This is a genomic window from Bradyrhizobium manausense, assembly GCF_001440035.1.
In the GTDB taxonomy this organism is placed as follows: Bacteria; Pseudomonadota; Alphaproteobacteria; order Rhizobiales; family Xanthobacteraceae; genus Bradyrhizobium; species Bradyrhizobium manausense.
On record NZ_LJYG01000112.1, the window covers coordinates 726,266 to 730,948 of the forward strand.

Sequence of the window (4,683 nt, forward strand, 5' to 3'; positions counted from 1 at the left end):
GAGCCGTATTGCTCGATCTTGCCGGCGTTGAGCACGACGATCTTGTCGGCCATGGTCATGGCCTCGACCTGGTCGTGGGTGACATAGATCGCGGTGGTGCCCAGCTGTTTCTGGAGCCGCGTCACCTCGATGCGCATCTGCACGCGCAGGGCGGCGTCCAGATTGGACAGCGGCTCGTCGAACAGGAATCCCTTGGGCTCGCGGACGATGGCGCGTCCAATCGCGACGCGCTGGCGCTGGCCACCAGAGAGCTCTCTCGGCTTGCGGTCGAGATAGGGCGTGAGGTTCAGCGTCGCCGCGGCCGCCTCGACCTTGCGATTGATCTCGTCCTTGGGCAATCCTGCCATCTTCAGGCCAAAGCCGATGTTGCCGCGCACGCTCATATGCGGATAGAGCGCATAGGACTGGAACACCATCGACAGGCCGCGCTTGGCCGGCGGCGTGTCGACGACGTTCTTGCCATCGATCAGGATGGCGCCGCCGGTAACGTCCTCGAGGCCTGCGATCAGCCGAAGCAGCGTGGTCTTGCCGCAGCCGGAAGGACCGACAAAGACGACGAAGGAGCCGTCGGCGATGTCGAGATCAGCGCCCTTGATGATATGCACGGGGCCGAAGGATTTCTGCACGCCCTGAAGTGTGATCTGACCCATGATCCGGCAGCCCCTTTATTTCACCGCGCCGAAGGTGAGCCCGCGCACGAGCTGCTTCTGGCTGAACCAACCGAGGACGAGAATGGGCGCGATCGCCAGCGTCGAGGCCGCCGACAGCTTTGCCCAGAACAGTCCTTCTGGACTGGAATAGGATGCGATGAACGTGGTGAGCGGCGCGGCGTTCGAGGTCGACAGGTTCAGCGTCCAGAACGCCTCGTTCCAAGCCAGGATCAAATTGAGCAGTAAGGTCGACGCCAGCCCCGGGATCGCCATCGGCGTCAGGACGTAGACAAGCTCGCGGCCGATCGTGGCGCCGTCCATACGCGCGGCTTCGAGAATGTCGCGCGGGATCTCCTTGAAATAGGTAAACAGCATCCAGATCACGATCGGCAAATTGCCGAGGCAGAGGATGAAGACCAGGCCGATGCGGGAATCGAGCAAGCCAAAGCTCTTGTAGATCAGGTAGATCGGCACCAGCACGCCGACCGGCGGCATCATCTTGGTCGAAAGCATCCAGAGCAGGACGTCCTTGGTGCGCTTGGTCGGCGAGAACGCCATCGACCAGGCTGCGGGGACTGCGATCAGGAGCGCAATCAGCGTCGAGCCGCCGGCGATGATGATCGAGTTCATGGCGTGGAGAAAATAATCGCTGCGTTCCTGCACCGTCGCGTAATTCTCCGTGGTCCAGTGGAAGAACAGGAACGACGGCGGGATCGCGAAAGCTTCGAGTTCGGTTTTGAAGCTGGCCAGGACCATCCACAGGATCGGGAAGAAAATCAGGAAGCCGAAGAACCAGGCCCCAATCGTCGAGACCACCACCCGCTGCGTTGTTGACTTGCGCGCCATGATTTCAGGCTTCCAGGTTGCGGCCGACGATTCGGACCAGGAAGAAGGCGACGATATTGGCGATGACCACCGCGACGAGTCCGCCCGCCGAGGCGCTGCCGACGTCGAACTGGATCAGCGCCTGCGAATAGATCAGGAAGGCGATATTGGTGGTTTGCAGGCCCGGCCCGCCCCCGGTGGTGACGAAGATCTCGGCGAATACCGTCAGCAGGAAGATGGTCTCGATCAGGATCACCACGGTGATCGGACGGGCCAGATGAGGCAGCGTGATGTAGATGAAGGTCGAGATCGCGCTGGCACCGTCCATCTCGGCCGCTTCCTTCTGCTCTTCGTCGAGCGATTGTAGCGCGGTCAGCAGGATCAGCGTCGCAAATGGCAGCCATTGCCAGGCCACGATCAGGATCACCGAGAACAGCGGCACGTCGTTGAACCAGTCGATCGGCGTGAGCCCGACCAGCTTGGCGAGCCAGGCGAACAGACCTGAGACCGGGTGCATCAGCAGGTTCTTCCAGACCAGCGCGCTCACCGTCGGCATCACGAAGAACGGCGCGATCACCATCAGCCGCACGAAATTGCGGCCCACCACGGGCTGGTCGAGCAACAGTGCCAGGGGAATGCCGAGCACGATCGTCAGCGCCAGCACGGAGCCGACCAGCACCAGCGTGTTCTGGAGCGAGGCGAGAAAGGCCGGGTCGGTGAGGAAGTAGCGGAAGTTTTCGAGCCCGATGAATGCCTCCGAACCCGGATCGAGCAGGCTGTAGTGCAGCGTAGAGAAATAGAGCGTCAGCGCGAGCGGAACAATCATCCAGATGAACAGCAGTCCGACGGCTGGCGTCAGGAGCGACCGCGCAAGAAACTGCGTCTGCCGGGTTGCCATCCTCGGGATCTCCCTCAGAGCGTTTTCGAGCGAAGTGGAGACCGGTTCGCGGAAAGAAAACGCGTCAAAATAAAACCTTGGGAAGAAGGCGGCCATCCATCGCGCAAGGAGTGGATGGCCGCGAGTTTGAGCTCAGGGAGAGCTCGGGTTTACTTGATGTAGCCGGCGCGCTTCATCTCGCGCTCGGTGGCAGATTGCGCCGCAGCCAGCGCCGCGTCGACCGTCATCGATCCCGCAAGCGCGGCCGAGAACTGCTGCCCGACTTGCGTGCCGATGCCCTGGAATTCGGGGATCGCGGCATATTGCACGCCGACATAAGGCACCGGCTTCACGGTCGGCTTGTTCGGGTCGGCTGCGTCGATCGATGCCAGCGTCATCTTGGCGAAGGGCGCGGCTTTCACATACTCAGGATTCTGGTAGAGCGAGGTGCGCGTACCCGGCGGCACGTTGGCCCAGCCCTCCTTCGCGGCCACGAGCTTGGTGTAGTCCTTGCTCGTTGCCCAGGCGATGAACTTCTCGGCCGCATCGGCCTTCTTGGAGCCTGCGGGAATCGCCAGACTCCAGGCCCACAGCCAGTTGGCGTTCTTGCCGAGCCCTGTGTTGGGCGCCAGCGCAAAACCGACCTGGTCCGCAACCTTCGAGTCCTTCGGGTTGGTGACGAAGGACGCCGCGACCGTCGCGTCGATCCACATCGCGCACTTGCCGGCATTGAACAGTGCGAGGTTCTCGTTAAATCCGTTCGAGCTCGCGCCGGGAGGGCCGGCGTCCTTCATCAGATTGACGTAGGTCGTGAGCGTCGTCTTCCATTCCGGCGTGTTGAACTGCGGCTCCCACTTCTCGTCGAACCAGCGCGCGCCGTATGAATTGGCCATCGCCGAGAGGAACGCCATGTTCTCGCCCCAGCCGGCCTTGCCGCGCAGGCAGATGCCGTAGACGCCGGCGTTCTTGTCGGTGAGCTTCTTGGCGGCATCGATGACGAAATCCCAGGTCGGATTTTCCGGCATCTTCAGGCCGGCCTTGTCGAACAGATCGGTGCGGTACATCACCATCGAGCTCTCGCCGTAGAATGGCGCGGCATAAAGCTTGCCGTCGACGGAGACGGCGTCCTTGATCTTCGGCAGAAGGTCGGCAACGTCGTAGTCGGCGCCGAGATTAGCGAGCGGCACCAGCCAGCCCTTCTTGGCCCAGATCGGCACCTCGTAGGTGCCGATGGTCAACACGTCGAACTGACCGCCCTTGGTGGCGATATCGGTGGTGACGCGCTGGCGCAGCACGTTCTCCTCCAGCGTCACCCATTTGACCGAGATGTCCGGGTTTGCCTTGGTGAATTCGCCGGTCAGCCCCTGCATGCGGATCATGTCGCCATTGTTGACAGTGGCGATCGTCAGGGTCGTTTCGGCCATCGCGGGGACGGCAAGCAGTACGGACGCGCCGCAGACGGCGCCCAGGATGTGTTTCACGGTGTCCTCCCTCAACTCGCGTTTTGAGCATATGCCCACGCGTTGGGCGTATGTTCGGCTGAGGTGCCGCAGATGTCAAGCAGGCGCGCGTGCGTTTTGGCAAGTTATGAGTGCTGCGGTGCGGGAGGATGCGAGCTGATCCTCATCGAAGGTCGTCATCCCCGGCTTGTCCCCGGCATCCACGTTCTCAGTGCTGCAAGAAAGACGTTGATGGCCGGGTCAAGCCCGGCCATGACGACGCAGAGTCCTTCGCGGAGCCCAGCGCCTACCGCTCCAGGATCGCCCTTGCGGTGGCCTCGTCCGTGATCAGGCCGTTGATCAGGCGCCCGTTTAGGGCTGCTGCGATCGCGGACACCTTGGCCGCACCGACCGCGGCGCCGATGGTCGTGGCCTTCGCGGGCACCTCTGGCGGAATGCTGGTGAGGCGCTTGTTGGTGCCGGCCTTGAGCAATCGGCCCTTGGAATCATAGGCCCAGCCGGTGATCTCGCCGATCGCGCCCTGCCGCATCATCTCGAACAATTCATCGCGGGTGACGAAGCCGTCGATATGGACCTGCGCTCTCTGATCCATTTGGCCGATACCGACAAGACGCAGATCGGCCTTGGCGGCGACCGCCTTGACCTTCGCGATCGGCTCGATGCGAACCATCCTGTTGCGCTCGTCCTCAGACGACATCAGGAACGGCAGCGGCATCGGATAGTGCCGTGCGCCGGTGCGGTCAGCGAGCCGGCCGACGGTGTCGTAGAAGCTCGCCGAACCGTCCGCGGAGATGTTGCCGACCAGCGATACGATCTGATGGTTGGGCCGGTCGATCGGGGTGACGCGCTCGACCGCGGCGCGCACGGCCCG

At 62.6% G+C, this 4,683-nt stretch carries 5 protein-coding genes; all 5 read right to left on the bottom strand.

Annotated elements, in window-relative coordinates; all coding sequences use genetic code 11:
- On the bottom strand, window positions 1–650 hold a 650-nt coding region (locus tag AOQ71_RS49400; protein ID WP_245317405.1), incomplete at its 3' end, for an ABC transporter ATP-binding protein.
- A gap of 15 nt (window positions 651–665) precedes the next feature.
- A complete protein-coding gene (locus tag AOQ71_RS39975; protein ID WP_057758936.1) occupies window positions 666–1,496 on the bottom strand; it encodes a carbohydrate ABC transporter permease in 831 nt (276 codons plus the stop codon).
- Between the two features lie 4 nt (window positions 1,497–1,500).
- A complete protein-coding gene (locus tag AOQ71_RS39980; RefSeq protein WP_057759115.1) occupies window positions 1,501–2,373 on the bottom strand; it encodes a carbohydrate ABC transporter permease in 873 nt (290 codons plus the stop codon).
- Between the two features lie 149 nt (window positions 2,374–2,522).
- Complete coding sequence (locus tag AOQ71_RS39985; RefSeq protein WP_245317407.1) at window positions 2,523–3,776, bottom strand: ABC transporter substrate-binding protein; 1,254 nt, start codon at window positions 3,774–3,776, stop codon at window positions 2,523–2,525.
- A 322-nt stretch (window positions 3,777–4,098) separates the two neighbouring features.
- Window positions 4,099–4,683 (bottom strand): sugar-binding domain-containing protein (locus tag AOQ71_RS49405; RefSeq protein WP_283809634.1); only part of this gene is annotated, 585 nt, incomplete at its 5' end.